This window comes from Algihabitans albus (genome assembly GCF_003572205.1).
Classification (GTDB): domain Bacteria; phylum Pseudomonadota; class Alphaproteobacteria; order Kiloniellales; family DSM-21159; genus Algihabitans; species Algihabitans albus.
This window is the reverse complement of record NZ_QXNY01000004.1, coordinates 524291-550094: the sequence shown is the minus strand read 5'-3', so window position 1 is coordinate 550094 and position 25804 is coordinate 524291. Positions and strand designations below refer to the sequence as shown.

Annotated in this window: 28 protein-coding genes and 1 tRNA gene; 17 read left to right on the top strand and 12 right to left on the bottom strand. The window is 64.8% G+C overall.

Annotated elements, in window-relative coordinates:
• Window positions 1-120: 120 nt before the first annotated feature.
• From DBZ32_RS12715 to DBZ32_RS12705, 3 genes are read left to right on the top strand one after another with little or no spacing between them, the layout of a single operon-like run.
• Window positions 121-804 carry a phosphonate ABC transporter ATP-binding protein gene (locus DBZ32_RS12715; protein ID WP_208539210.1) on the top strand — a complete coding sequence of 228 codons (684 nt, stop codon included), beginning with the start codon at window positions 121-123 and terminating at the stop codon, window positions 802-804.
• Window positions 797-1618 (top strand): phosphonate ABC transporter, permease protein PhnE, encoded by an 822-nt coding sequence (gene phnE / locus DBZ32_RS12710; protein ID WP_119167499.1) that lies wholly within the window; start codon window positions 797-799, stop codon window positions 1616-1618. Before DBZ32_RS12715 ends, phnE begins: the two co-directional genes overlap by 8 nt.
• A 27-nt stretch (window positions 1619-1645) precedes the next feature.
• Window positions 1646-2308, top strand: a complete 663-nt coding sequence (locus DBZ32_RS12705; RefSeq protein ID WP_119167801.1) for a class I SAM-dependent methyltransferase — start codon at window positions 1646-1648, stop codon at window positions 2306-2308.
• A 1-nt stretch (window position 2309) separates the two neighbouring features.
• Here the strand turns inward: DBZ32_RS12705 and DBZ32_RS12700 are convergent, their stop codons facing one another.
• Complete coding sequence (locus DBZ32_RS12700) at window positions 2310-4007, bottom strand: adenylate/guanylate cyclase domain-containing protein (RefSeq protein WP_119167498.1); 1698 nt, start codon at window positions 4005-4007, stop codon at window positions 2310-2312.
• Window positions 4008-4151: 144 nt separating this feature from the next.
• Here DBZ32_RS12700 and DBZ32_RS12695 point away from each other — a divergent pair, with 144 nt between their 5' ends.
• Together DBZ32_RS12695 and DBZ32_RS12690 are read left to right on the top strand one after the other, a co-directional pair.
• On the top strand, window positions 4152-4421 hold the full coding sequence (locus DBZ32_RS12695; RefSeq protein ID WP_235830177.1) for a DUF1289 domain-containing protein: 270 nt from the start codon (window positions 4152-4154) through the stop codon (window positions 4419-4421).
• A 73-nt stretch (window positions 4422-4494) separates the two neighbouring features.
• Complete coding sequence (locus DBZ32_RS12690) at window positions 4495-4938, top strand: VOC family protein (protein ID WP_119167497.1); 444 nt, start codon at window positions 4495-4497, stop codon at window positions 4936-4938.
• An 82-nt stretch (window positions 4939-5020) separates the two neighbouring features.
• Here the strand turns inward: DBZ32_RS12690 and DBZ32_RS12685 are convergent, their stop codons facing one another.
• The 3 genes from DBZ32_RS12685 to DBZ32_RS12675 all read right to left on the bottom strand — a co-directional run bounded on the left by DBZ32_RS12685 (window position 5021) and on the right by DBZ32_RS12675 (window position 7517).
• Window positions 5021-6469: an NADP-dependent isocitrate dehydrogenase gene (locus DBZ32_RS12685; protein ID WP_119167496.1), complete on the bottom strand. Its 1449-nt coding sequence runs from the start codon at window positions 6467-6469 to the stop codon at window positions 5021-5023.
• Between the two features lie 165 nt (window positions 6470-6634).
• Window positions 6635-7186: a PAS domain-containing protein gene (locus DBZ32_RS12680; RefSeq protein ID WP_162906738.1), complete on the bottom strand. Its 552-nt coding sequence runs from the start codon at window positions 7184-7186 to the stop codon at window positions 6635-6637.
• Between the two features lie 254 nt (window positions 7187-7440).
• Window positions 7441-7517, bottom strand: a tRNA-Arg gene (locus DBZ32_RS12675).
• A 365-nt stretch (window positions 7518-7882) separates the two neighbouring features.
• Between DBZ32_RS12675 and DBZ32_RS12670 the strand changes: the two genes are divergently transcribed.
• The 3 genes from DBZ32_RS12670 to gpt all read left to right on the top strand — a co-directional run bounded on the left by DBZ32_RS12670 (window position 7883) and on the right by gpt (window position 10234).
• A complete protein-coding gene (locus tag DBZ32_RS12670; RefSeq protein WP_208539209.1) occupies window positions 7883-9001 on the top strand; it encodes a hypothetical protein in 1119 nt (372 codons plus the stop codon).
• Between the two features lie 190 nt (window positions 9002-9191).
• On the top strand, window positions 9192-9635 hold the full coding sequence (locus tag DBZ32_RS12665) for a DUF4864 domain-containing protein (protein WP_119167494.1): 444 nt from the start codon (window positions 9192-9194) through the stop codon (window positions 9633-9635).
• 119 nt (window positions 9636-9754) lie between these two features.
• On the top strand, window positions 9755-10234 hold the full coding sequence (gene gpt / locus DBZ32_RS12660) for a xanthine phosphoribosyltransferase (protein WP_119167493.1): 480 nt from the start codon (window positions 9755-9757) through the stop codon (window positions 10232-10234).
• Window positions 10235-10270: 36 nt separating this feature from the next.
• Here gpt and panC read toward each other — a convergent pair whose 3' ends face one another.
• The 3 genes from panC to DBZ32_RS12645 form a co-directional block, all read right to left on the bottom strand.
• Window positions 10271-11140 carry a pantoate--beta-alanine ligase gene (panC, locus tag DBZ32_RS12655; RefSeq protein WP_119167492.1) on the bottom strand — a complete coding sequence of 290 codons (870 nt, stop codon included), beginning with the start codon at window positions 11138-11140 and terminating at the stop codon, window positions 10271-10273.
• Complete coding sequence (gene panB / locus DBZ32_RS12650) at window positions 11137-11982, bottom strand: 3-methyl-2-oxobutanoate hydroxymethyltransferase (protein WP_119167491.1); 846 nt, start codon at window positions 11980-11982, stop codon at window positions 11137-11139. Before panB ends, panC begins: the two co-directional genes overlap by 4 nt.
• A gap of 170 nt (window positions 11983-12152) precedes the next feature.
• Entirely contained in the window at window positions 12153-12917 is a 765-nt protein-coding gene (locus tag DBZ32_RS12645) for a cyclic nucleotide-binding domain-containing protein (RefSeq protein ID WP_119167798.1), read from the bottom strand.
• Between the two features lie 236 nt (window positions 12918-13153).
• On the opposite strand from DBZ32_RS12645, the gene DBZ32_RS12640 reads away from it, so the two are divergent.
• From DBZ32_RS12640 to DBZ32_RS12625, 4 genes are read left to right on the top strand one after another with little or no spacing between them, the layout of a single operon-like run.
• On the top strand, window positions 13154-13729 hold the full coding sequence (locus tag DBZ32_RS12640) for a hypothetical protein (protein ID WP_119167490.1): 576 nt from the start codon (window positions 13154-13156) through the stop codon (window positions 13727-13729).
• Window positions 13730-13748: 19 nt separating this feature from the next.
• Window positions 13749-15527, top strand: coding sequence for a gamma-glutamyltransferase (ggt, locus tag DBZ32_RS12635; RefSeq protein ID WP_235830176.1), 1779 nt, complete (start codon window positions 13749-13751; stop codon window positions 15525-15527).
• Window positions 15514-16731 (top strand): class I SAM-dependent rRNA methyltransferase, encoded by a 1218-nt coding sequence (locus DBZ32_RS12630; protein ID WP_119167489.1) that lies wholly within the window; start codon window positions 15514-15516, stop codon window positions 16729-16731. Before ggt ends, DBZ32_RS12630 begins: the two co-directional genes overlap by 14 nt.
• 31 nt (window positions 16732-16762) lie before the next feature.
• The gene (locus tag DBZ32_RS12625) at window positions 16763-17143 is read left to right on the top strand and encodes a VOC family protein (protein WP_119167488.1); all 381 of its coding nucleotides are present in this window, start codon (window positions 16763-16765) and stop codon (window positions 17141-17143) included.
• Window positions 17144-17147: 4 nt separating this feature from the next.
• On the opposite strand, the gene DBZ32_RS12620 is transcribed toward DBZ32_RS12625, so the two are convergent.
• From DBZ32_RS12620 to DBZ32_RS12600, 5 genes are all read right to left on the bottom strand, one after another.
• Window positions 17148-17360 (bottom strand): hypothetical protein, encoded by a 213-nt coding sequence (locus DBZ32_RS12620; protein WP_119167487.1) that lies wholly within the window; start codon window positions 17358-17360, stop codon window positions 17148-17150.
• A 69-nt stretch (window positions 17361-17429) separates the two neighbouring features.
• Window positions 17430-18887 (bottom strand): sensor histidine kinase, encoded by a 1458-nt coding sequence (locus tag DBZ32_RS12615; RefSeq protein ID WP_119167486.1) that lies wholly within the window; start codon window positions 18885-18887, stop codon window positions 17430-17432.
• A gap of 152 nt (window positions 18888-19039) precedes the next feature.
• On the bottom strand, window positions 19040-19333 hold the full coding sequence (locus tag DBZ32_RS12610; RefSeq protein ID WP_119167485.1) for a hypothetical protein: 294 nt from the start codon (window positions 19331-19333) through the stop codon (window positions 19040-19042).
• Window positions 19334-19504: 171 nt separating this feature from the next.
• Entirely contained in the window at window positions 19505-20926 is a 1422-nt protein-coding gene (locus tag DBZ32_RS12605; protein WP_119167484.1) for a dihydrolipoyl dehydrogenase family protein, read from the bottom strand.
• Between the two features lie 43 nt (window positions 20927-20969).
• Window positions 20970-21761 carry a TVP38/TMEM64 family protein gene (locus DBZ32_RS12600; RefSeq protein ID WP_119167483.1) on the bottom strand — a complete coding sequence of 264 codons (792 nt, stop codon included), beginning with the start codon at window positions 21759-21761 and terminating at the stop codon, window positions 20970-20972.
• Between the two features lie 269 nt (window positions 21762-22030).
• On the opposite strand from DBZ32_RS12600, the gene rpmH reads away from it, so the two are divergent.
• The 5 genes from rpmH to yihA all read left to right on the top strand — a co-directional run bounded on the left by rpmH (window position 22031) and on the right by yihA (window position 25793).
• Window positions 22031-22165 (top strand): 50S ribosomal protein L34, encoded by a 135-nt coding sequence (gene rpmH / locus DBZ32_RS12595; protein ID WP_119167482.1) that lies wholly within the window; start codon window positions 22031-22033, stop codon window positions 22163-22165.
• A gap of 120 nt (window positions 22166-22285) precedes the next feature.
• Window positions 22286-22747 carry a ribonuclease P protein component gene (gene rnpA / locus DBZ32_RS12590; protein WP_235830175.1) on the top strand — a complete coding sequence of 154 codons (462 nt, stop codon included), beginning with the start codon at window positions 22286-22288 and terminating at the stop codon, window positions 22745-22747.
• Window positions 22744-23097, top strand: a complete 354-nt coding sequence (yidD, locus tag DBZ32_RS12585; RefSeq protein ID WP_119167480.1) for a membrane protein insertion efficiency factor YidD — start codon at window positions 22744-22746, stop codon at window positions 23095-23097. The genes rnpA and yidD overlap by 4 nt, the downstream gene beginning before the upstream one ends.
• A 7-nt stretch (window positions 23098-23104) precedes the next feature.
• Window positions 23105-25072 carry a membrane protein insertase YidC gene (gene yidC, locus DBZ32_RS12580; RefSeq protein ID WP_119167479.1) on the top strand — a complete coding sequence of 656 codons (1968 nt, stop codon included), beginning with the start codon at window positions 23105-23107 and terminating at the stop codon, window positions 25070-25072.
• 10 nt (window positions 25073-25082) lie between these two features.
• Window positions 25083-25793, top strand: coding sequence for a ribosome biogenesis GTP-binding protein YihA/YsxC (yihA, locus tag DBZ32_RS12575; protein WP_407923495.1), 711 nt, complete (start codon window positions 25083-25085; stop codon window positions 25791-25793).
• Window positions 25794-25804 lie beyond the last annotated feature (11 nt).

Sequence of the window (25804 nt, the reverse complement as noted above, 5' to 3'; positions counted from 1 at the left end):
GCACTTCGGGAGGCGGCCGCGCCGAATGTCACGTCCCGGATTGCGGCTAACGGTTCGACAGGTAGGGCCGTCCTGACCGTCGAAGGCCTCACAAAACGCTTCGAAACCGGCGAGCCCGTCTTGAACGGCATCGACTTCGCCTTCGGGGTGGGCGAGACCGTCGCCCTGATCGGCGCCAACGGAAGCGGCAAGTCCACACTTCTGCATTGCTGCACGCGCCTGGTCGAACCCAGCGGCGGTCGCATCAGTCTTCTGGGCGACACGGTCACGCGCCTGCCGCGCCGGCGTCTACGGCGGCTGCGCGCTCGTGTCGGTTTGGTGTTTCAGAAGCACAACCTCGTCGGACGCCTCTCGGTGCTGACCAACGTGCTTCACGGTGCGCAGGCCCGCCAATCGGGTCCGCGCAGCTGGTGCCAAGCCTTTGCCACAAGAGCCGCGCGTAAGGAAGCGCTGCACTGCCTGGAGCAGGTCGGTCTGGCCGATCTGGCCGCGCGTCGCGCCGATCGGCTGTCCGGCGGGCAGTCTCAGCGGGTGGCCATTGCACGCGCCCTGATGCAGCGCCCCGAGTTGCTGATGGCCGACGAGCCGGTTGCCAGCCTCGATCCCAGAGCGGGACAGGAGGTCATGGCTCTCTTCGCAGAGCTGGCCCGGGCGCGCGGTTTGACCCTCTTCTTCACCACTCACAATCTCGAACACGCGCTCGACTTCGCGGAGCGCGTTCTGGCGCTGAAACAGGGACGACTCGCACTCGACGCCCAGACTGGAACGCTGCGAACCGAAGATCTTGGGGATCTCTATGCCTAGCCGGGCCGAGGAGCTGCCCAACGGCCGTCGGGAGACCCGGCTGCCACCGCGCTTCTCGCGACCGCATCCCTTGACTTGGCTCGCCTGGGTGATCCTGGCGGCTTTCTTTATCGTCAGCCTGGAGGGCACGAACTGGTCCTTCACGGATCTCGCCGAGGGCGTTCCGGCGCTCGGGCGCTTCCTGTCCAAGGCCTTCCCACCGGACCTCGAACGGATCGATGCCGTCCTATGGGCTCTGCTCGAGACCTTCCAGATGGCACTGGTGGGCATGGTGGTCGGCGTCCTGATCAGCCTGCCTCTCGCGGTGCTCGCCAGCCGAAAACACAGCCCGGCCAAAGCGACCTATGTCGCCGCTCGTGGCCTGATCGCCCTGTTCCGGGTGGTTCCGGACCTGGTCTGGGCTTTGATTTTCGTGGTGACGGTAGGGCTAGGTCCCTTTGCCGGAACCTTGGCCTTGGCTGTCGACACCATCGGCTTTTGCGGGCGCTTCTTTGCCGAAACCATGGAAGAGGTGGACGAGGGGCCACAGAAGGCGCTCGACGCCATCGGTGCCAGCCGCAGCGGCGTCGTCGCCTGTGCCGTTCTGCCAGCGGCTCTGCCAAGCTTCATCAACACCAGCCTCTTCGCTCTGGAGAAAGCCGTGCGCTCCTCCGTCGTTCTGGGACTGGTCGGAGCTGGAGGCATCGGCATCGAGCTGAAGGTCGCGATGGATTTTTTCGAGTTCGACCAGGCGGCGACGATCATTCTCTGCATCTTCGTGCTGATCCTCGCTGTCGAGCGAGTCAGCAGTTGGGCACGCACAAAGGTTATGTAGTTGGGACGGCACAAGGACGGCGAGACGATGACCCTCCAGACAACCGATACTGCCCACCTGGCCTGGGAAGCCGCTTGGCAAAGCGAGGCCGGCCGCGCCGATTGGCTGGTGCCAGAACCGGAGGTCGTGCAGCTTGGGGCCCGTCTGCGCCAGGCCGGCGCCGCGCGAGCCTTGGATCTCGGCTGCGGCGTGGGGCGTCATGCCCTGGCACTGGCCCGGCTCGGGTTTCGGGTCGAGGCGCTGGATGCCAGTCCCTCCGGCTTGGCGGAACTGACTGGCGCTGCGGCACGGGAAGGGCTGGAGATCGCCGCGCACCGGGCGTCCATGACCGGCCTGCCCTGCAGCGACGCGCGCTTCGACCTGCTGCTCTCCTGGAACGTGATCTACCACGGCGACCCGACCGTCGTACACGGCGCAATCGCCGAGATTGCCCGGGTCCTCAGGCCCGGTGGCATCTTCCAGGGCACGATGCTGAGCAAACGCAACAGACACTTCCGCCAAGGCCACGAGATCGCCCCGGACACCTGGGTCGACGAAGCCGGGGAGGGCGACAAGGCACACCCGCACTTCTTCTGCGATGCAACCGAACTTTGTGCGCTCTTCACCGATTTCGAGCTGCTGACCCTCCACCAGGACGACCACGGCAAGGCCGGCCACTGGCATTGGCATCTCACGGCCGAGCGGCGCTAGGTCACGCCTCGACCGCCGCCAGCTGGAGCTGCCGCGCGTCGGAGAAGACCAGCACCTCCAGCGGCTCGCTGCGGCCGCGCAGTTCGAGGTGACGCCGTTCGGCACCTGCCTGCGGCACGCCGGCGCGCTCTGCCAGGGCCGCCGAAATCACCAGTTGGGCGCCGAAGTCCTTGGTGGCCTGTTCCAGGCGGCTGGCGGTGTTAACCGTGTCCCCGACGGCGGTCAGAGAAACGGCCTCACCCCAGCCCATCTCCCCGACGATCGCCGGACCGATGTGGATCCCGATGCCGATGCGCAGGGGCTCGGGCTGGTCGCCGGCGAGCACGCGCTCGACCTCCTGCAGGCCCTCGGCCATCAGTTGAGCCGCTTGCAAAGCATTGCGCGCGGCCTGACGACCGTCGTCCGACAGCGCAGGTCCGACACCGAACAGCGCCATCACACCGTCGCCGATGAACTTGTCCACCCGGCCACCGGCGCGCTCCACCGCTTCGCCCGTCGTCCGAAAATAGCGGTTCAGCAGAAAAACCACATCGAAGGGCAGACGGGATTCGGACAGGCGCGTGAAGCCGCGCAGATCGGCGAAGAGCACCACGATCTCGCGTTCCTCGCCCTGCAGATAGCCTGGCCGGGCACGGGCTTCGCGGGTCGTGACGTTGGGCGGCAGCAGCGGCTGAACCTCCAAATCGTCGGTCGGACGGGTTTGGCAGGCAAGGCGGACGGTGGGCGCGGCGCCGACGCGATGGAGGACCTTCGCCTCCGCTGAGTCGGCCGGCGGCAGGGACGAAAGTCCGAATCCGATCCGAACCCGACAGGTCGAACAGCGCCCGCGCCCGCCGCAGAGCGCAGCGTGCGGGATGCCGGCGCTCCGGCTCGCCTCGAGGATCGTCGTGCCCTGCGGCACCCTGACCCGCCGTCCGTCGGGGTAGGTCAGGATCACAACACCGCGCCGATGCTCGAGGAAACGACGCGCGCGGCGCGCGGCAAGGGCCACCAAAAGCAAGGCGCCGTAGCCCAACCAGACATTGCGTTCCACCGAACCGATGAAGGCGCCCTTCCGGGGATCGGCAATCTGCGAGACCAACGCCTCGGTGAAGGGCGGCTCCCGCTGCTCGTAGCGATACTGAGCCCACTGGCCGGCCATCCAGGTTCCGGTCAGAGAGAGTGTCGGCACCAGTAAAGCGGCGGCGAACAGCCAGCTGCGCCAACGCGGGAACCAGGGTTTGAAGCGAAGCCAGAGGTAAAGGCCGAGGCAACCGTGCATCCAGACGATCAGCGTGACCAGCAGCTGCCGAAGGCCGCTCATCTGTGAAAGCTCGAAGTAGATCAGGAGGATCGGGGGATAGCCGACCTCCGCGCCCAGGAAAGTCTCGATCCCCCGGGTGCCGGCGATATGCAGGACCAGAAGCGGCGGGATGGCGAGGCCCAGCAAAAGCTGCCAGGTCTCGCCCGGCCGCATCCGGAAGTCGCGTCGGGCGTAGAGCGCCCAGACCGCCAGCCCCGCGTGCACGCTGAAGGCGCCGTAGAGCAAAAACAGCCCGACCAGGCCGTTCCAGATAAAACCCTGCAGGATCAAGACGTCCTGCATCGCGGTCAGCGAGACCAGGCCGGCCATGTGATTGATCAGGTGCGTCAGCACATAGGCGAAGAGGATCAAACCCGAAATCAAGCGGGCACGACGGATCACATGGAGGCTCTGCATGCCGGGTGACTGGTCTCGCGTCGGGTCGTGCTGTCGCGGGCCTGCGATCAGCTGGAAGCGGCCGGATCATAAGCGCTGCGGGATCTTTGTGCGACGCGAAACGCGCCTATATGGTGCTGCGCCTTTCGTGACGGACCCGGACCCATGCCGCTTGCACTGACGACCGAAGAGCGACGCCGGCGGCGCTTCTCGCTGCGTAGCGAAGGCCGCAGCCTGATGGACGACTCCGTCGCCAGTCCCTGCGTGTCGATCTGCAAGATCGACAAGACGACGAACCTCTGCCTCGGCTGCAGCCGCTCGGTCGGCGAGATCACCGACTGGTGCCTGCTGACCGCAGAGGAAAAGCGCGGCGTCGCAGCCGAGCTGCCGGCCCGCGATCCAGGGCAGCGGTTCGCCGAAAAGGGCACGGCTTGATCGTCGCCGCATTTTCTTCCACCTGATGGCAGATAACGAACACCGATAAGCGAGAACGACGGAGAGATCGCGTATGCAGTACCTGCACTCCATGGTCCGAGTCAGCGACGTCGAGGCGTCCCTGGACTTCTTCTGCAACAAGCTCGGCCTGGTCGAGGTCGAGCGGATGGACAACGAGAAGGGGCGCTTCACCCTGATTTTCCTGGCCGCGCCCGAAGACGTGGAGCGCGCCAAGTCGCCCCAGCGCGCGCCCATGGTCGAGCTGACCCACAATTGGGACCCGGAAGACTACGACGGCGGTCGCAACTTCGGGCATCTCGCTTACCGCGTGGATGACATCTATGCGGTCTGTCAGCGCCTGCTGAACGGCGGCGTCACCATCAACCGTCCGCCGCGCGATGGCCGCATGGCCTTCGTCCGTTCGCCGGACGGCATCTCGATCGAGTTGCTACAGCGCGGCGAGTCGCTGCCGGCCCAGGAACCCTGGAGCTCCATGCAGAACACCGGCAACTGGTAAAGCGGCGGACGTACTGAAAAACGGGCGGCGCCCTCCCGCGCCGCCCGTTGTTCTTTCGCCCTTTTTCTTTCGCTGGAGACGCCTACTGACCCTGGCCGAGCGAAAAGCCGGGTTCGCCGTCGAAGGTGCAGAGATGTTCGGTCTTGATGAAATCGACACCCGACTCGGCAGCACGCACCTGCAGCGCGGCGATCTGGCCGTGATCGACGGCTGACCCGTCGGCCTCGGCCAGGAAGCGGCAGCGCCAGTGGTCGGTGCAGAAGGTCTCCGGCAAACCCTCCGGCCAGACCTTGACCCCGCGGTTGGTGATCATCGACAGCTTCAAGCCATTACCGCCCAGCGGGAGCACCTTGTCGGCAAGCTGCTGCGGGCTGCCATCGGCCCAGTGCACGAAGAGATCGACGCCAACGGTCTGCTTCACCTTGGGTGCCGAGCGCACCGCCGGCGGGACGGCGATACCCTTGCCCTCCTTGTTGTAGACGACGGCCGGCAGCGTCTCCGGCTTTTGCCCGAGGCGGGCGATCACGGCGTCGGCGAAGGCACTTGTACCCACCTTCTGGCGGCTGACTCCCTCCGCGAAGATGTCGTAAGTGTGGATGCCCTCCTCGAGGGTGCGCAGCCAAGCGTTATGTACACGCTCGGCCGCTTCGGCTTGGCCGATGTGAACCAGCATCATCACGCCGCCCAGCAACAGACCGGAGGGGTTGGCGACATCCTGGCCCGCGCGGCGGGGGGCCGACCCGTGAATCGCCTCGAACATCGCGCAGTGCTCGCCGATGTTGGCGGAACCGGCCAGCCCGACCGATCCGGCGATCTGCGCCCCGACGTCCGACAGCACGTCGCCGTAAAGGTTCGGCATCACCACCACGTCGAAAGCGCCGGGCGTGTCGGCCAGCTTCGCGGCGCCGATGTCGATGATCCAGTGCTCGTTCTCGATCTCGGGGTAATCCGCCGCGACCTCGTCGAAGACTTTATGAAACAGGCCGTCGGTCAGCTTCATGATGTTGTCTTTGGTGAAGCAGGTGACCTTCTTGCGGCCGTTCGCCCGTGCATACTCGAAGGCATAGCGGGCGATGCGCTCAGAGCCTGGACGTGAAATCAGCTTCAGGCACTGCACGACCTCGTCGGTTTGGCGATGCTCGATGCCGGCGTAGAGATCCTCTTCGTTCTCCCGCACCACGACCACGTCCATCTTGGGGTGTTTGGTCTCGACGAAGGGGTGATAGGACACGCAAGGACGCACGTTTGCGAACAGACCGAGCGACTTGCGCACTGTCACGTTCAGGCTCTTGAAGCCGCCGCCCTGAGGCGTGGTGATGGGGGCTTTGTAGAAGACGCGGGTCCGGCGCAGGGAGTCCCAGACGCTCGCTTCGATCCCGGCCGTATTGCCGCGGTTGTAGACCGCCTCGCCGATCTCGACAGTCTCGATGTCAAGCTCCGCGCCGGCCGCCTGCAGGATACGCAGACTCGCATCCATGATTTCCGGGCCGATACCGTCCCCGTGGGCAACGGTGATAGGCGTCGCAGCCATAGTCTTCCTCCTTCTGATCGCTTCTGACGGAATATCTCTTTCGGCGGGACTCCACCGCTGCGAGATCTAGGCACACGAGATGCTTTGGGGAACTTGATTCCGCCAATGACAGCTATCGGCACGTCCAATGGAACCGTTCGATCGAACGCGACGGCGGAGCGTCCGTTATCCGGTTTGCAAGGCGTTCAGCGTCAGAAAGAGGTTTTCGACCGGCTCGGCGAGCAGCGATGGCGGCTCCGGCGACACCTCGGCCAGAGGCGGCTGCAGCTCCGCTGTCGAAGAAATGATGTAGCGAAGCTGCCCCTTGTCGTCCGCCAGCGGCAGGCGAAGCACCTCGACCAAGCCTTCGCGACCCGAGGGAAAGCGATCGCGTACCGTGGTGAGCTGAGCGCAGGGCTCGTCCAGGACGCGGTTCATGGCCGCCATGACATTACTTTTGAAGCGCTCGGAAAAGACTTCGAAGATATTGGCACCGGTCGGATCTACGCCGATCCGCATGACGACCCGTTGGCCGACGATCCGCACGCGAAAATGATCTGGCTCGATCCGTTCGTAGACGATCAGATCCGGGAGAAGCTGGGGAATCTCGGTCGGATCGATCTCGGACTCCCGCGGCAGTCCATCGTCCCTCCGCTTCGAGAGCCAATAGTCTAGAAGAGCCCTATTGAGTGCATGCAAGGCAGGCTGAGGAAGACTATTACTTGAACTACTGGACATGTTAAGCGGCATTATAGACCGGTAAGTCACTTGGCGATCGGCGCAGGCGCGGCGGCCGAGATAAGGTGGACGACGCGTCCGGGTCCCATCGTATCCGATATACCCGCTTATGCGAAGCAGGCCATGGTAGGCTCCACAGGCAAAGCGGTCGCGGCGCGTCCGACATCATCATGCGGGTGACGTGACGCCAGATACACCTGCGCGCACTCTGGCCGACAGCGATTTTTTCGGCTGGCTCGCGCGCTATCAAGGAATGGCGCGCCCGGGAAGATTCGAACTCCCAACCTCCTGATCCGTAGTCAGGTGCTCTATCCAGTTGAGCTACGGGCGCTTGCCGGACGAGACGCAGCGACACCATTGCCGCCTGCACTCTGCCGTGAAGGCGCGGAACATAGGCGAATCGAATTGGGGGTGCAAGAGCCTGTCAGACGCCTATTCCACACGTTCCGGATCCGGCCGATCGGTGCCTTTTCGCCGCTTGGAAGCCAAAGCACGCGCGCTTCACGCGAACCTGCAAGGGCGCTCGACAAGTCCACCGAAATGCGGGCAAATCCGCTTGTCCCCCTGTGACCGCTCAAGTAATATCGCAGCGCCGCGTTTGGGGGACTCGGCATTGGTTTTGTTTACCCGTTGGGAAATCCTGGGTCTCGGCCAGGCAATTCTTTACCGAGTCTTGCAACAGCATGAGATGATCGAATGAAGCGCGTTTCAGGCCTGACCGCCGTCGCCGTAGCTATCGCGATTCTGACCGGGTGTTCGGCCGACGAATCGGATCTGTGGCCCTCGCTCGAAGCCGCCGATCCGGCGGGCGGTGCCCAGGCGACGCAGGATCAAGTCCAGGCGGGCGGGCCGTTGCAGCTCAATACCGGGGTCTTCGAACCCGCGGGCGTGACTCCAGGCCAGCCGACCGGAACAGCCGTCGGCGAGAAGGTGCAGGCTCTGCGCAGCGACCTGCAGCGCCTGCAGACGCAGGTCGGCGAGGAAAACCGGCTGCTTCAGCAGTATCGCGGAAACGCTCGGGAGACGGCGCGCGACTACAACACGATGGTCAGCACGATCAACGCGCGCCTTCAGACCGGCACGACACCCGGCAATCCCGATCTCGTGCAGCTCTGGAACCAGTCACAGCTCGAGCTGTCGCAGGTCGCGACTTCGATCAACAACATGAATGCACTGGCCGCCAATACCGGTGCCACGGCCTCGCTCTCCACTTTCCTGCTCGACTCCGTTCGCGCCACCTATGGCCTGCAGGGTGCCGTCGACGAGGACCATCGCCAGCTTGCGATCCTGGAGGACGAGACCAACCAGACGGTGGTTCTGATCGAACGCCTGCTGACCGAGCTGACGGAGGACGTACAGCGGCAGACGGCTTATCTCGCCTATGAGCGTTCGGAACTGACCGCTCTCTCCGTCGCCATCCGCAACGGTGAGTTTTTTGCCGGCAGCCTCGGCAACCGCTCCTTCGGCATAGCCGCGCCGCCGCCGAGCGGCGGTGCCGCAGGCCTGGTCGGCAGAACACAGCCTTTGGTTGTTATTCGTTTCGATCAGCCGAGCGTCGAATACGAGCCGGCGCTCTACGGTGCCGTCAATCAGGCCCTGTCCGCTCGGCCGAATGCCGGCTTCGATGTCGTCTCGGTGGCCGCCGGTTCCGGCGCCCAAGGTCAGGTGGCCTTGGCCAGCGGACGCTCCGTGCGCAATGCCGAAGCGGTGGTCCGTTCGCTGACCGACATGGGACTTCCGGCCGATCGGGTCTCGCTGTCAGCGGCGACCAACCCGGCGGCAGCGGTGAACGAGGTTCATATCTACCTACGCTAGCGTCCTTGCCGCAGCATCGGGCGACAGGCTGCGGTCAGGGTGACCGTCGCAGACGAGCCTTCGGAAGCCGTCGTCTGCGGCACACCACTGGTCTTTGCCACGCAACGCCCCATCGTTCTCCATAACCCTTCCGGCCATTGCGCTCCGCGCGGCTGGACGGATCGGAGAACCATTTGGGGGCACCAAGACCATGCGCAGTAACCTCCTCGCGGCCGTTCTTTCGGTTTTGGTCATCGGGAACGGCGCATTTCTGGGCGCCGGGACGGCGCAGGCGGATTCCGCAACCGAGTCTGCCAGCGATATCCGTCTGGTGATCGAAAACCAAATCGATGCCTTCAGGCGGGACGATGGAGTCGAAGCCTTCTCCTACGCGTCACCGTCGGTGCAACGGAGGTTTCGGAGCGCGGATACCTTCATGCAGATGGTCCAAACCGGCTACCCGCAGGTCTATCGCCCGCGGGCCGTCGAGTTTCAGGGGCTGGACATCGAAACCGGCCGTGCGGTGCAACGCCTGTTCTTCATCGGTCCCGACGGCGCCGGCGCGCTCGCGCTTTACTTCATGGAACAGCAGCGGGACGGGAGCTGGAAGATCGACGGGGTGCAGCTTCGGCGTTTGCGCGATACCGCCACCTAAGGCGCCTCGCGACCCGACATCCCAGAGCGCCGGCACAGCTAGACCCGCCACAGCTAAACGTTGTCAGCAGCCGCGCCCTCGGCTAGACCCCTGCGGACTGGGGTTGGGAACACGAGGGCATGATGATCGGCAAGACCTTTCCGGTTTCTTGGTGGGAGCTGCATCGCGATGCCAAGGCGCTCGCCTGGCGCCTGATGGATAAGTCCGAGAAGACAGGACCCTTCAAGGGCGTCGTTGCCGTGGCGCGCGGCGGCATGGTGCCGGCGACCATTGTCGCCCGGGAACTGGAGCTGCGTTTGGTCGATACCCTCTGCATCGCCTCCTATCAGGACCGGGATAAGGGCCAAGTCCAGGTCCTGAAGTCGATCGAGGGCGACGGCAGGGGCTGGGTCATCGTCGACGATCTCGTGGATACCGGAGCCACGGCCCGCGCCGTGCGCGGGCTGCTCCCCAAAGCCCACTTCGCCACGGTCTACGCCAAGCCCGAGGGCCGGCCGACGGTCGACACCTTCGTCACCGAAGTGAGCCAGGATACCTGGATCCTCTTTCCTTGGGACAGCGAGATGCAAGAGGTGCCTCCGATCGCCCGCAGCCGCTAGAGCGGATAGGCCGGAGGCGGCGCCGAAACGAGCGCTCTAGGATGACTCCACGGCAATATTGTCGATCAAACGGGTCTTGCCCAGCCAGGCGGCGGCGAAGAGGCGGGCAGGGCGGTCGACCCGCAACAGCGGCGTCAAATCGTCGGCCGCATGCAGGGCCAAGTAGTCGATCTTGGTGAAGCCGGCTGAACCGAGACGTTGCTGGCCCTCGGGCAGAAGGAGCGTCGCTGGGGTCTGACCGTCCGCAAGCTCTTCGGCGATCTCGGTCATCACGCGATGCAGCAGCGGCGCGACCGCGCGCTGCGCCGGCGTCAGATTCACGTTGCGCGAGGAGAGAGCGAGGCCGTCCGCTTCACGCACCGTCGCCACCGGCACGATTTCGACCGGTATATCCAAATCGCGCACCATCCGCTTCACCACCGTGAGCTGCTGATAGTCCTTCTCTCCGAAGTAGGCGCGGTCCGGCTGGGCCTGCAGCAGGAGTTTGCAGACGACCGTGGTGACACCGTTGAAATGACCGGGACGATAGAGCCCCTCCAGAACGTCGCTCACCCCGGTGACACCCACCGTCGAGGCGAAGCCCGGTGGATACATCGCCTCGACCTGCGGCGCGAACAGAAGGTCGCAGCGATGTTCCGCCAGAAGCCGGGTGTCGCGGGTCTCGTCGCGCGGGTAGCGGCTGAGATCTTCCTTGCGATCGAACTGCTTGGGATTGACGAAGATGGTCGCGACGGCGCGGTCGCAGTCGGCAACGGCCCGGCCAAGCAAGGCCAGATGGCCGGCATGAAGAGCACCCATGGTCGGCACCAGACCAATGGTCTGTCCAGCCCGGCGCCAAGGTAGCGTGGCCGCACGCAACTCCTCGACGCGGCGCAGAATGGGCAGCAACGCGGCGGCCGCGCTCATCCACCGCGCTTCCGATAGAGCTGATCCGGGCCCGGGAAGGTGCGGTCGCGTACCTCGCCGGCATAGCGCGCCACCGCCTCTTCGACGACCGGAGTGAGATCGGCGTAGCGCTTGACGAATCTCGGCACTCGGGCTCCGGAAAGGCCGAGCAGATCCTCCGTCACCAGGATCTGGCCGTCGCACTCCAAAGCCGCACCGATGCCGATGGTGGGAATGGAAACGGCTTGGGTGGCTTGTTGCGCCACCTCCTCCAAGGTGCCCTCGATCACCAGAGAGAAAGCGCCGGCTTCGGCCACCGCCCGGGCATCGGCAAGGACCTTCTCGGCCTCCGCCGCATCGCGCCCTCGCGCTCTGAAACCACCCAGGGCGTTCACTGCCTGAGGCGTCAGGCCGACATGCCCCATCACCGGCACGCCACGCGCGGTCAGGAAGGCAACCGTTTCGGCCATTTCCTCTCCGCCTTCCAGCTTGACTGCCGCCGCACCGGTCTCGGCCAAAACGCGCGCGGCGCTGCGAAAGGCCTGTTGTGGGTTTTCCTGGTAGCTGGCGAAGGGCAGATCGACCACGACGCAAGCCTGTCGGCTGGCGCGCGCGACGGCACAACCGTGGGCAATCATGGTTTCAAGCCGGACCGCGAGGGTCGACTCAGCGCCGTAGATCACCATTCCCAGAGAATCGCCGACCAGCAGGACATCGACATGCGCATCGAGAAGACGCGCCATCGGGGCGCTGTAGGCCGTCAGGCAGACCAAAGGGGTCGCCCCCTTGCGTGCCGCGATATCGGGAGGCGTCAGGCGTTTGGCCGCTTTGCTTCGCTCGGGTTCGGCGGGCGTGGTGGACACGGGTTGGCAAGGCTCCGCACTGCGCCATCGCACCTAGTCGGTTAGGGCGTGACCTAGAGACACGATCGGTGTTCGGGAGCAATAGCTTGCCGAGAGCAGCGAAGGCAACGTGCAAGCTGAGTTTGTATCCAACCCGAGCGATCGAAAAGCCGGGCACTCAAGGCGATCGCTCAGATGCCTTCGGCGATCTCGCGTAGGGCCTCGACGCGGGTCAACTCGACCTTGTTGGCCGGGAGCAAGGAAATCAGATTGCTAGTTTTGAGCTGCGTGAAGGTCCGGCTGACGGTCTCGGTGGTCAGGCCCAGGTAATCGCCGATGTCGGTCCGGCTCATCGGTACGGCGATCGGGTTGGGGCTCTGGCCGCGCTGCTCCGAGCGCTTGGAGAGCATCAGGAGAAAGCTCGCGATCTTCTCCTTCGCCGTCTTGCGTCCCAGAAGCAGCATCTGCTCCTGTGCGACGGCAAGTTCGTGACTGGCCATACCGAGCAGCCGGCGCTCCATCTTCGGAAACCGCTCAAGCAACTGCTCGAGCTTCTTGCGCGGGAAGCGGCAGACCGCCGAATGGGTGATCGCTTCGGCGCTGTAGGCATAGAGGCTGTTGTGCGCGAGCCCCATGAAATCGCCGGAAAAGAGGAAACCGATCACCTGCCGACGTCCATCCGGCAGCAGCTTGTAAACCTTCACGGCGCCCGCAGTGACGCTGTAAACGCTTTCGGCCGGTTCGCCTTCGTCGAACAAAGGATCGCTGGGATGCAGCTCGACGGTGCTGACGATCTTGGCGACGTGACCGAGTTCGTCCTCGGCCATCGGCGCGCAGAAGGTCAGGTGGCGAACCGAACAGGCGCCGCAGGGCGAAGGACCGGCCGACACATCCTCCTGCTCGGAGGCGGTCGCTGGACCGAGTTCGCGGATACGAGTGACGTCGAAGGGCGACATGATGCTGCGCTGCGTCCCGATCCGATATCGCATAGGGTCATATGAATTTGACGCATCCGGCCGGACAATTCAACAGCTACCGGCCAGCGTCCAAACCTTTATACACCAAAAGTCATTCGTAGAGCCACAGTTTTAAGCACTTGATAAAACTGGGCAATAGAGGCGGGACCTTGAGCTGCCGCCCGCGTTGACGCAGATCAAGGCGGTCGTCACGCGGCACGCCTCAGGATGCGGCGATGCGCTGCCCCGACCCCGTCTCTCGCGATCAGAACCTCACCGCCGTGGAAAATCCGCCACCCGGGAGAAACGTCACCGTCAAGTCTTTGACGGTCGACCGAGTCGACCAAGCCTTTCCGCTGATTCAGGCGATCGCGCCGGGTATCACCCTGGAGGAGTGGCAGGCTTTCGCCCAGTCTCTGCTCGGCGGCGCGACCGATTCGATGCCCGCGCCCGGTGGCATACTGATTGCCGAAGACGAGCGCGGCTACATCGCCGGGCTGGTGGCCTACCGGGTTCAGCGCGATCTCTTGCATGGCCCGGTTCTGGTGGCCGAACATTTCATCGCGTTCGATTTCTTCGAGCGCGACCGCATCGCCGACGCGCTGGCGCGCGCGCTGGAAGGTCTAGCCGCCGGTCACCGCTGCGCCGCGATCCACACAGTTCTGCCGGACGGCATCGAGCGGGCACGCCGCCAGTGGCTGGTCGAGATGCTCGAGCATCGCGGCCATGCTCCTCATTGCTTCGCTCTGCAGAAGCCGATGATGCAAAAGTGCGCGGACTCGAAAAGCCTGTCTATGCCGCAGACCACGTGATCGTTAGACTGATTGCATTGTGCGTTCCAACTCTGACAGCCGCCTCCCCAATCTGGTCCGCCGCGCGCTAGCACGCGCGCTCGGCGGTGCCCTGCTGGTTTCGGCTCTGCTGCTGCCCTTGCCCACCGCAGCGCAAAGCACGGCGGCGCCGCAAGTGGAAGAGCTCCAGGCCGAAGCGCCGGCGCGCGCCATGGTTTCGGCGGCCAACCCCCATGCGACCCGAGCTGGGGTCGCGATGCTGGAGGCCGGCGGTAGTGCCGTCGATGCCGCGATCGCCGCGCAGTTGGTGCTGGGACTGGTGGAGCCGCAGTCCTCCGGTATCGGCGGCGGCGCCTTTCTACTGCATCACGATCCGGACACCGGGGAGACACGGGCCTACGACGGACGTGAGACCGCTCCGCTGGCAGCCACCGCCGATCAGTTCTTAACGGCCGATGGTACGCCTCTCGGCTTCTGGGATGCCGTGCCCGGCGGCCTCTCCGTCGGCGTGCCGGGCGTCCTGAAAATGCTCGAGTTGACTCACACGGAGCATGGAAGGCTCGCCTGGGCGCGCCTGTTCGAACCGGCCATCGCGCTTGCCGAGACCGGCTTTCTGGTTTCCCCGCGTCTGCACGCCTTAATCGAACGGGACAGGTTGCTACCGAAATCTCCGGCCGCCGCGTCCTACTTCTACACACCGGGGGGCGACCCAAGACCCGTCGGTACGATTCTGCGTAACCCAGCCTATGCCGAGACCCTGCGGCGGATTGCAGCCGAGGGCACGGATGCTTTCTACGAAGGCGAAATCGCAGCTGACATCGTGCGGGCCGTGCGCGGCGCGTCCGTGAATCCCGGCCGTATGACGCAAGCCGATCTCGCCGCCTACCGAGCCGTAAGGCGCGCGCCGCTTTGCGGCGACTACCGGGATTGGCAGGTCTGCGGCATGCCTCCGCCCACGTCCGGGGGGGTGGCGGTCTTGCAGATGCTGGGCATACTTGAGCAGCACGACCTGGGCACGGCGGAGCCGTCGGACCCCCGGACTCTGCATCTGCTTGCCGAGGCCGGAAAGCTCGCCTTCGCCGACCGCAATGCGTTTCTCGCCGACCCGGACTTCGTCGAGGTGCCGGTCGATAACCTGCTCGATCCGGACTACCTGGCCGCCCGAGGCAGCCTGATCGATCTACAACGCGCCCTGCCCGAGGCCGCGCCGGGTCTCGAACTGCGAAACGGGACCTGGATGCAGGTCGAGCCGCCCTCGACCAGCCACCTGAGCGTGGTGGATGCCGAGGGACGGGCCGTGTCGATGACCAGTTCGATCGAAAATGCCTTCGGCTCGCGGCTGATGGTGCGGGGGTTCCTGCTCAACAATCAGCTGACCGACTTCGCCTTCGTGCCGGAGGTCGATGGACGCCCCGTCGCCAACCGGGTCGAGCCAGGCAAACGCCCGCGCAGTTCCATGTCCCCGACCCTCGTCTTCGATGACGGCGGGGGGCTCCGCCTCGTCGTCGGCTCGCCGGGGGGCAGCCGGATCATCGGCTATGTGGTGCGCGCTTTGACGGGTGTCCTCGACCACGGTCTGGGCGTGCAGGAGGCGATCGATTTACCTCACGCGGTCAACCGCAACGGTCCCACGGACCTGGAGTCCGGCACGGCCGCCGCTGCTGCCAAGACTGCGCTGGAGGCTTTGGGTCACGTCGTGCGAGAGACCGAGATGACCAGCGGTCTGCACGGCATCCTCGTGCTGGACGACGGCAGCCTCGAGGGCGGCGCGGATCCACGCCGCGAGGGTATCGCCCTGCCAGCCAATGTCCAACCGTAAGACGGCGGTCGGGCGTCCCAGTCTTCGCCTGAAGTCTAAAGCGGAGCGGCGCCTGCTGCTCGGTCACCCTTGGGTTTTCTCCAACGAACTGGAGATGACCGCCGAGGCCAAGGCCCTCGATCTCGGTACGCTGGTGCGCTTGGAAACGCACGACGGCCGGGCCCTCGGCGTCGCCAGCTTCAACCGCCATACCTTGATCGCCGCGCGCGTGCTGGCGCGCGATCCCGAGGCCGAGATCGACAAGGTCTTCCTTCTGGAGCGCCTGGAGCGCGCCATGCGCCTGCGGGAGCGTCTGATAGACGGGCCCTACTACCGACTCTGCCATGCCGAGGCCGACGGACTTCCAGGCTTGGTGATCGACCGCTTTGGGGAAACGGTCGTCCTGCAGTGCAACACGGCTGGCATGCAGGCCTTGGAGACGCCGCTGATCGAGGCGATCGATAAGCTGCTGCAGCCCCGCAGACTGGTCTTGCGCAACGATTCTCCGGCCCGCACGCTCGAGGGCCTGGAACAGGAAACACGGGTGCTCGACGGCACCGCAGGCGGCCCGCCCGAGGGGCCGGTTGAAGTTCAGGAGTATGCGGCCCGCTTCCTGGCGGACCCGCTGCGCGGCCAGAAGACCGGATGGTTCTACGACCAGCGCGACAACCGCCGCTGGGTTGCGCAGCTGGCACCCGGTGCACGGGTGCTCGACGCTTACTGCTATTCCGGTGGCTTTGCGATCCAGGCGGCACTGGCGGGCGCCGAGTCGGTCACCGCCCTCGACCGCTCCGAAAGCGCTCTGTCGCTGGTCGAGGCGACGGCAGCGCTCAACAAGGTGGCGAATCGGATCGCGACCCGGCGGGGCGACGTTTTCCGGAAGCTGGCGGAACTCGCCACTGCCGGCGACTCCTTCAATCTGGTGATTTGCGATCCGCCGGCTTTCGCCAAGTCGAAGAAGGATCTGCCGCCGGCCCTGAGAGGCTATCGAAAGCTGACCAAGCTGGCGGCCAATCTTGTGGCTCCTGGCGGCTACCTGGTGCTCTGTTCCTGCTCCCATCACGTCAGCGCGGAAGCTTTCGCCGAACAGTGCGCAAGAGGACTGGCGGATGCTGAGCGCCCGGCCCGAATCCTCCACCGCGCCTCCGCGGCTCCTGATCACCCGGTCCATCCTCAGCTTCCGGAGAGCGACTACCTCAAGTGCCTGGTCTTCGCACTGGATTAGGATGAGGACCGTCTAGAGCGAGGAGAGTGTCGTGATCGACCACATCTCCGTTCCCGTCGCCGATTTGGACGCGAGTACGGCCTTCTATGAGCAGGTCCTGGCACCGCTCGGTATGACGCTGCTCGTCGAGCGCGAACGGACGGTGGCGTTCGGCAAGCGCTATCCGGAGTTCTGGCTGAATGCCCGCCCCGCCCTAGCGCCGGCGGCGCCGGACAGCGGGCACCATGTCGGCCTGCGTGCGCGCTCGCGCCAGGCGGTCCTGGCTTTCCACGAGGCTGCACTCGCGGCGGGCGGACGGGATGCCGGACCTCCGGGCGAGCGCAAGGCCGCAATGACGGACTACTTCGGCGCCTTCGTCTTCGACCTCGACGGCAACAAGATCGAAGTCCTGACCTTTCCGCCGAAAGCGTGAAGCCCTAGTGCTCCTGGGAGATTTCAGTCGTGCTGCCGGCTTGCCTCTCGGCGCCGTCATAGCCACGCTTGATCTGCCAGAAGATGAAGAAAACCGAGAAGAGAGCCATGATCAAGCCGGCTTCGTAGAGCGCACTTTCATGGGTGCCGGCAGCCATGAAGAGACCGACCAGACCGATCAGGCCGACAGCCACGCAGATGATGATTCGCAAAATCATGACAACGGTTTCCTCCTGTCGCTGCGGTCGATAAAGCCATTCCGTCGACGCTCTGCGCGTTGACCCACATCAAGCTGCCGTCCGGGCACCGCGGCCGTTGCGCCTTTGGTGAGCCTTCTGGCGCAGAGGCAGCTGGACGCGAAAGCGGGTGCCGCTCGCGTCGCTGTCCTTCAAACGGATATCGCCGCCGTGGGCACGCAGGAGTTCCTTGGCGATGGCCAGCCCCAGGCCGGTTCCTCCGCTACGCGTCGAAACCGCAAAGGGTTGAAACAATCGCTCCCGCGCCCGTGCGGAAAGGCCTGGACCGTTGTCTTCCAGATCGACCTCGATCTTGGTTTTCTGCTGACGGGCACTGATCGTCACCCGTTCCGCACCGGCCTGATAGGCGTTGCGGGCCAAGTTTTCAAAGACTCGGAAAAGCTGATTGCGGTCGGCCTCGACCACTGTGCCGGGCACGACTCGGTTATCCCATTGTCGGCCGTCTCGGGTCTCGGCTGTCAGGTCGTTGCCGACATCCTCCAGCAGGGCGTTGAGGTCGACTCGGCAGAGATCGAGCGATGCCGGGCCTTCCCGGGTAAAGTCCAGCGTCCGGCCGCAGAGCTCGACCGCGCGATCGATCGCGCTGAACAAGGTGGGCACGACGCGGCGCACTTCCGAATCGCTCGATTGGGCCAGACGGTCGGAGATCAGCTGGGCGGTCGACAGCATGTTCCGCAGATCGTGATTGATCTTGGTCACCGCGATGCCGAGAGCCGCCAGCCGCGTCTTCTGATGGAGCGAGGCGCGCAGAGCCTTCTGCATGTCGTGAAGCTGGCGTTCCGCCACCCCGATCTCGTCGCTTCGCCCGGAGGGCTGGACGACTCTCGCCCCATCTTCCGGATCGTCGCGGAAGGAAATCATGTTCTCCGTCAGGCGGCGCATCGGAACCACCATGACCCGGACGAGGGTGAGGTAGACGAGCCCGGCCGTGATCGCCGAGATCACGAGGCTAAGGCCCAGAATTCGCCAGCCGAAGGCGCGCAACTCGTCCTGAAGAGGGGCCTCGTCCATGACCAGTTCGACCAGGGTGTCGGGGCCCTTGGGCGACCAGCCGACAACCCGAATCACGCGATTGCCCTTCGGAAGCAAACAGCCGACGGCGTCGCGGATCAAACCGAAGAACCCGGCCTCGCGCAGGTCGTAGCTGGCCTGGACGCTACCAACCGGCTCCTCGATCATGAGCATCAGCTTGCCGGGGCGCCCGGGCTTCTGCAGTGCGACGGAATAGACGCCGATATGGCTCAGGATTTCCCGTTCCGAGACGGGGTCGATCATATCCACCGGGCTGGCTTCCAGCGCCAGGATGCCGAGATGTCCGGTTGCCAGCTTCTCTTCGAGATAGCTCAGGCGGTAGCGTCCCACCGAAGGCGCAAAGATCAGCACTTCCGCCAGCATGACGAAAAGCACCGTCAGCACCAGCAACCGCGCCGACAGGCTGCGGGCCGGCGGCGGCAAGGACAAGCGGCGCGACGGACGAGCCTCGGTCATGGAAGCCTTATATCACCAGCCACCGCAGTCAGACACACTTCCGGCCCGGGGGAACACGCAGCGGCCGGATAAACGGCCGCGCGGCGCGCTCGCCGGATTGAAAATCAGTCCGGCGAGCGCGCCGCGCGGGCAAACAATCTCTGCTGAAAACCTTAGTTCTTCTTCGCGGCGCAGGGATTGCAGGGGTTACAAGGGTTCGCGGCAGCGCAAGGGTTGGCCGCTGCACAAGGGTTACAGGGGTTCTTCGCCGCACAGGGATTGGCGGCGGCGCAAGGATTGCACGGATTGGCCGCCGCGCAGGGCTTGCAAGGCGTGCAGCTGGCGATTTGCAGGCCGGCAGGACCGGCTTGGGCATGCGCCACGGCCGCGGGCAGCGCCACGGCAACCGTCGCCAGGCTGGCGACCGACAGTGCGAGGGCCGTCTGCTTCGCCGTTTTCTTGATCATGAGGAGCGTCTCCCAATCCTGTTCATGTAAGGCCAGGTCGGCCTGAATCGTCAGGGCTTGGTTTTCTTGCTCAAACCCTTCGCCGCAAGAATGGAGCTACTCGGCAGAAAGCTCGAATCACGATGGCGCACCGAGCTTCACCTTCGCGTGAGAGCGACGTGTAGTTCGGCATCAGGGCAGCCGAAGCAGCAGACGAACGATCTTCTTGGTGCGCTCGCTGAAGAGCTTCGGCGTGTAGAAGCTACCGGCGGCACGCTTGCTGACTTCGCCCAGAGTCGGATAAGGCGCGATGAGCTGCGCCATTGCCGAGATCTTGAGCCCATTGGCAATCGCCAAGACCCAAGGCTGGATCAACTCGCCGGCTTGCGGCCCCGCGATGGAGGCGCCGAGAATCTTGCCCTTCGGAGTGACGACGACCTTACAGAGGCCCTCGGTCTGGCGTTCCGCACGGGCTCGGTCGTTCTCGTGAAAGTCCCAGCGCAGGAGGTTGATCTGCTGCCCGGCCTTTCGGGCCATGGCTTCCGTGAGGCCGACGTGGGCCAGCTCCGGTTCGGTGTAGGTGACCCAGGGCACAGCCTTGGTTTCAACCTTGGCAGGCAGGCGGAACAAGGCATTCTTGATGACGATCCCGGCGTGGTGGCCGGCCATATGGGTGAATTGCGGGCCGCTCGCCACATCGCCGGCGGCGTAAACCCGCTTGTTGCTGGTCCGGAGCCGGGCATCCGTCTTAATGCCGCGCCGGTCGTAGGCGATCCCCGCCATATCCAGCCCGAGACCCTCGACGGTGGGCTGGCGCCCGGCGGCAAGCAGTAAGTGAGAGCCTTCGATCCGTTCCTCGTGCCCCTCGCGCTCGATGGTAACGGCCACACCGTTTCCAGCGGCATCGACTCGCGCGACCTTGGCCTGCTCGTAGAGCTCGACTCCGTCCCGGGTCAGTCGCCGGCGCACCACCTCGACCAGCTCGGGATCGTCGTTCTGCAGGATCCCGCCCATCTCGACCAGCGACACTCGAGCGCCCAGGTGCCGAAAGGCCTGGCCCAACTCGCTGCCGATCGGGCCGCCGCCGATGACGATCAGATGGTCCGGCCGCTCGGTCAGGGAGAATACCGTCTCGTTGGTCAGATAGGCGACCCGATCCAGTCCCTCGATCGGCGGAAGGGAGGGGCGGGAGCCAGTCGCGATCACGAAGCGTTTGGCACGGATGCGCGCACCGTCGGCGACGACGGTCCGGGCGTCCTCGAAGGCGGCTGCGGCTTGGATCACGTCGACCCCGAGGCCGGTGAAGCGCTCCACCGAATCGAGCGGCGCGATGCCATCGATGACATCGCGGACATGGGCGTGCACGCGGGCGAAGTCGACGCTGGGCTCCGGCGTGTCGATGCCGAAAGCCGCTGTATGCCGCCAAGCCTGCGCGGCACGGCCGGCGACCAGCAAGGACTTCGAGGGCACGCAGCCGTAATTGAGGCAATCGCCGCCCATCTCCGCCTTTTCGATCAGCACCGTCTCGGCACCCATCTGGCTGGCACCGGCGGCGATCGACAGACCGGCCGAGCCGGCCCCGATCACGCAGATATCGGGTTCCAGAGATTTCATGGCTGACTCCCAGGTCGGGCTCGAACAGGAACGGGCTTCGGCTTTAGCTCGCGGCGGCGCGGCGGGCCTTCCAGGTCTTATAGGCAACCGGCAGCAGCGCAAGCACCGCCAGGCCGAGAATCGGCGTCAGGATGTCGGGACTGAAGATGATGCCGATATCCGGCGTTTCGCCTTGATCGAACAGGGCGCCGACACCGTTGCCAAGGCTGGCGTAGACGAAGGTCCCTGGGACGATGCCCAGCAGCGTTCCGATCACATAGGTGCGCAAGGGCACCCCCAGGAAGGCCGGAACCAGGTTGACCAGCCAAAAGGGAAAGATCGGAATCAACCGGAGGACCAACAGGTAACTGAGGGCATGCTCGCGAAAGCCGGCCTCCATCCGCTTAAGGGTGCCGCCGACCCGCTTGCGCAGGCTGTCGCCCAAGGCCGTGCGGGCGGCCAGGAAGACTGCGACGGATCCAAGCGTCGCACCGGTCACGACATAGACCGTGCCGAGCAGCGTCCCGAAGAGAAAGCCGCCAAGAACCGTCAGCACGGCTCCGCCAGGAATGGAGAAAGCTGTCGCCAAGGCATAGGCGAAGATGAAAACGGCGACCGTGCGCAGCTCATAGCGCTCGACCTGGTCCAGCAGCCATCCACGGTTCTCGGCCAAGGCTTCAAAGCTCAGATAGCGGCCCAGATCGAAGACGAACCACGCCGTGGCGCCGACCCCGAAGAGCACCGCCAGCGGCAACCAACGCAACCAGGCGGGACCGCCACTGCGATCCACCACCTCCGCGTCCTTGGACTCCTGAGGTGTGTCATCGTTCTTGATGTTGCCGTCGATCTGGGTCATGGCGCCTGTGGAGCCCCTTGCCTTTTGCGGAAGGCCATGGATGTTTTAGCCAGACAACGATGTAAATTTCGTTGCGTTCACCGGCCAATCACCGATCGGTGATGCCTGTGGAGAGCATCACAGATGCGACGGCCACAGCCATCGATCGTCCGCGCCCGAAGATGCGCCCAAAGAGTCGTGCTGCCAGCCGGCAACGTTGACACTCCGCGGGGGCAACTCTATACACCCTCGGCAATTCCGCACAGCTTCCGTGGTATGGAGACTTCAAGGTGAAGCGCACGTATCAGCCGAGCGCGCTGGTCCGCAAGCGTCGGCACGGGTTCCGTTCCCGCATGGCGACCAAGAACGGCCGCAAGATTCTGGCTCGCCGCCGCGCCAAGGGCCGCAAGGTTCTGTCGGCCTAAGCGACCGTGTGAAAAGGCGCCTGACGGCGCCTTTTCGCAGAGTTTTGTCCTGCTTCCTCTGCCGGCTTGCCAACCACGGTGTCTTGGACGGCGCGGTCGGTCGAGGAATCGGACGAAACGGTGCAACAGCGAATGGTCTCTAACCTACGCGCCAAGCGACCGGCCAAGCAGCTCGCACGCCTCAAGCGTCGCAGCGAGTTTCTACGCACGGCTGGACGCGGCCGCAAATGGGCGACCCCCGGACTCGTTTTGCAGGCCTGCAAGAGATTCAAGAGCGACGACGGCGACCCGGACCTGGGGCCGCCGAGGGTCGGTTTCACGGCCAGCCGGAAGGTTGGCTCGGCCGTGCAACGCAACCGTGCGCGGCGACGTCTGCGCGCCGCGGCGGATTTCCTGTTGCCGCAATCGGCAAGCGCCGGAATGGATTACGTCCTGATCGCCCGCGCCGGAACGCTGACGCGACCCTACCAGGATCTGCTCGTAGATCTGGAAACCGCCTTGAAGCGCGTCACGGAGGCTCGCAACGACCGCCGGTCGCCCCCATCTCGGCCACGTAGCAAGACTGTTGGGAAGGGGCGATGAGCGGGTTGACGACGCGACGGAGCGCGGCACCGGGCAACCGGAAGTCTCTCGCCGGCTGGCTCGGACTTCCGCTGGTTTGGTTTCTGTCCGGCCTGATTTGGGCTTACCGCCTGCTGCTTTCACCGCTGTTGCCGCCGTCTTGTCGTTTTGCACCGACCTGCTCGGCCTATGCTTTGGAAGCCCTCGGTGAGCATGGACCGATCCGCGGAAGCTGGCTGGCCGTACGTCGAATTTCCCGCTGCCATCCCTGGGGTGGCGACGGCTACGATCCCGTGCCCGGGCCAAAACGGCCGGAGCTAGAACGTTCACCCCGTCCGACCTGCGGTCACGCAGCCCACAGGAGCCGATAACCCCACCATGGACCAGAAGAACCTGATCCTCGCGATCGCCCTGTCGGTCGGCATCATTCTGCTTTGGGAAGTCTTCATCAGCGGACCGCAGCGCGAGGCCGAGCTTCAGCAGCGGCAGCAACAGATCGAGTTGCAGGCCGAACGGTCCGCCGATGCCGAGATCGCCCCGAGCCTCGATGGCCAGACGACCGGAGTCGAACCGGGCGGTCCAGGCGGATTCGACCGGGCCCAGGCGCTCGAGCAAGGGCCGCGCCTGCGAATCGAAACGCCAACGCTCGACGGCACCATCAATTTGATCGGTGCCCGCTTCGACGATCTGACCCTGCTGCGCTATCGCGAGACGATCGACGACGACAGCCCCAATATCGAACTGCTGCAGCCGGTGGGCACCGCAACACCCTATTTCGCGCGCTTCGACTGGACGTCCGTCGGCGGCCTGCAGGTTCCCGGCCCCGACGCGGTCTGGGAGGCCGACGTCCGAACGCTGACGACGGACCAGCCGGCGACACTGACCTGGCAGAACGACTCCGGGCTGACCTTCGTCCAGGAAATCTCGATCGACGAAGACTACCTCTTCACCGTCACCAAACGCGTGATCAACCAGTCCGGCGACGAAGTCACCCTGGCGCCTTACGGCGCGATCTCGCGCAGCGGAACGCCTGCCACGCTCGACTTCTTCATCCTGCACGAAGGGATGATCGGCGTGTTGGGCGAGGAACTCTTCGAGATTTCCTACGACGACATCCGCGACGACCGGCAGGTGCAGGCCGCCTCCACCGGCGGCTGGATCGGTATCACCGACAAGTACTGGATGACGACGCTGGTTCCCGACCAGCAGACCGAGGTCCAGGGCCGATTCCTCTACTCGGAGGATGCCGGTGTCCCCAAGTACCAGACCGACTTCATCTATCAGCCGCTGGCCGTGCCGGCCGGCGGCAGCGCCGAAGTCACGACCCGTATGTTCCTCGGTGCCAAGCAGGCCACTCTGCTCGACAGCTACGCCGAAGAGTACAGCATCGACCGCTTCGACCTCGCGGTGGACTTCGGCTGGTTCTACTTCCTGACCAAGCCGATCTTCCTGGCCCTGCATTGGCTGAACGGCGTGATCGGCAACTTCGGCGTCTCGATCCTGGTCCTCACGGTCGGCATCAAGCTCGTGTTCTTTCCCCTGGCCAACAAGAGCTATCTGGCCATGGCGAGAATGCGCAAGCTGCAACCGCAGATGCTGGAGATGCGCGAGCGCTTCGGCGACGACAAGCAGCGCCTCAACCAGGAAATGATGGCGCTCTACAAAAAGGAAGGCGCCAATCCACTTGCGGGCTGCCTGCCGATTCTTATTCAGATCCCGGTATTCTTCGCGCTCTACAAGGTGCTTTTCGTCACCATCGAGATGCGCCATGCGCCTTTCTTCGGCTGGATTCAGGATCTTTCCGCCCCCGACCCGACGACTGTCCTCAACCTCTTCGGCCTCCTGCCCTGGGACGCTCCGGAACTCGGCCTTCTAAACATCCTCAACCTCGGAATCTGGCCTCTGTTGATGGGCATCTCGATGTTCATTCAACAGAAGCTGAACCCGCAGCCGGCCGACCCGATGCAGGCCAAGATCTTCCTGGCCATGCCGATCGTCTTCACCTTCCTGCTCTCGACCTTCCCGGCGGGCCTGGTGATTTACTGGACCTGGAACAACACCCTGTCCGTATTGCAGCAAGCCGTGATCATGAAGCGCGCAGGCGTCCCCTTCGGCAACAAGGGCCGAGACATCTTGCCGAAGCACATGCGCAGCTTGGGCAAAGACAAGGGGCAGGACGACGAAACCACGGACCAGGACGAGGACGCCGCGGAAACGACGAACAGCGAGAAGACCGCCGCAAACGCGGATGCGGCTCCCGATAATCCCACGCCCAGCAATCCTGGTCCCAGCAAGCGCGAACGCAAGCGCTCGGCCAAGGGTAACGGCAAACGCCGCAAGCCCTGAGGAGCGGACCGTGGAGCCGGAGGACGACGCGCCCACAGCGACCCCCCGAGCGAATCTCGGAGCGGAGCCCGGCGATCCTGCCGAACGGGAGGCACTGCAAGAGGCGGGCCGGCGGCTCTTCGCCGCCCCCTGCGGCTTCCTTCTCTCGGTCGCGCAGATGGCCCAACTCCCGGCCAGCGACCTGCCGGAAATTGCCTTCGCGGGTCGCTCCAACGTCGGTAAGTCGTCACTGGTGAATGCGCTGACGGGCCGTAAGACGCTGGCCCGCACCTCCAACACACCGGGCCGCACCCAACAGCTCAACTTCTTCGATCTCGGCGGCCGGCTGATGCTGGTGGATCTGCCGGGCTATGGTTACGCGCAGGCGGCCAAAAGCGACATCACTCAGTGGACGAGGCTGACCCGCGACTACCTCCGCGGCCGGGCCCAGTTACGCCGCGTGCTCTTGCTGATCGACGCCCGCCACGGCCTCAAACCCAACGACCGCCAGGTAATGGCGGAACTCGATACCACCGCGGTGGTCTATGAGGTGGTACTGACAAAGGCCGACAAAGTGAAGCCGGCGGAGCTGGAAGCGCTGCTGGCACGTTGCCGGGAGGAGCTGGCAAGCCACGTCGCCGCCCATCCCGAGATCGCCGTCACCTCGGCCGTCAAGCAGAGCGGCATCGCCGAGTTGCGTGCCGGATTGGGCGAACTGGCATTGCGGGAGCCGCTTAGTTAAAGTCCGCGGCG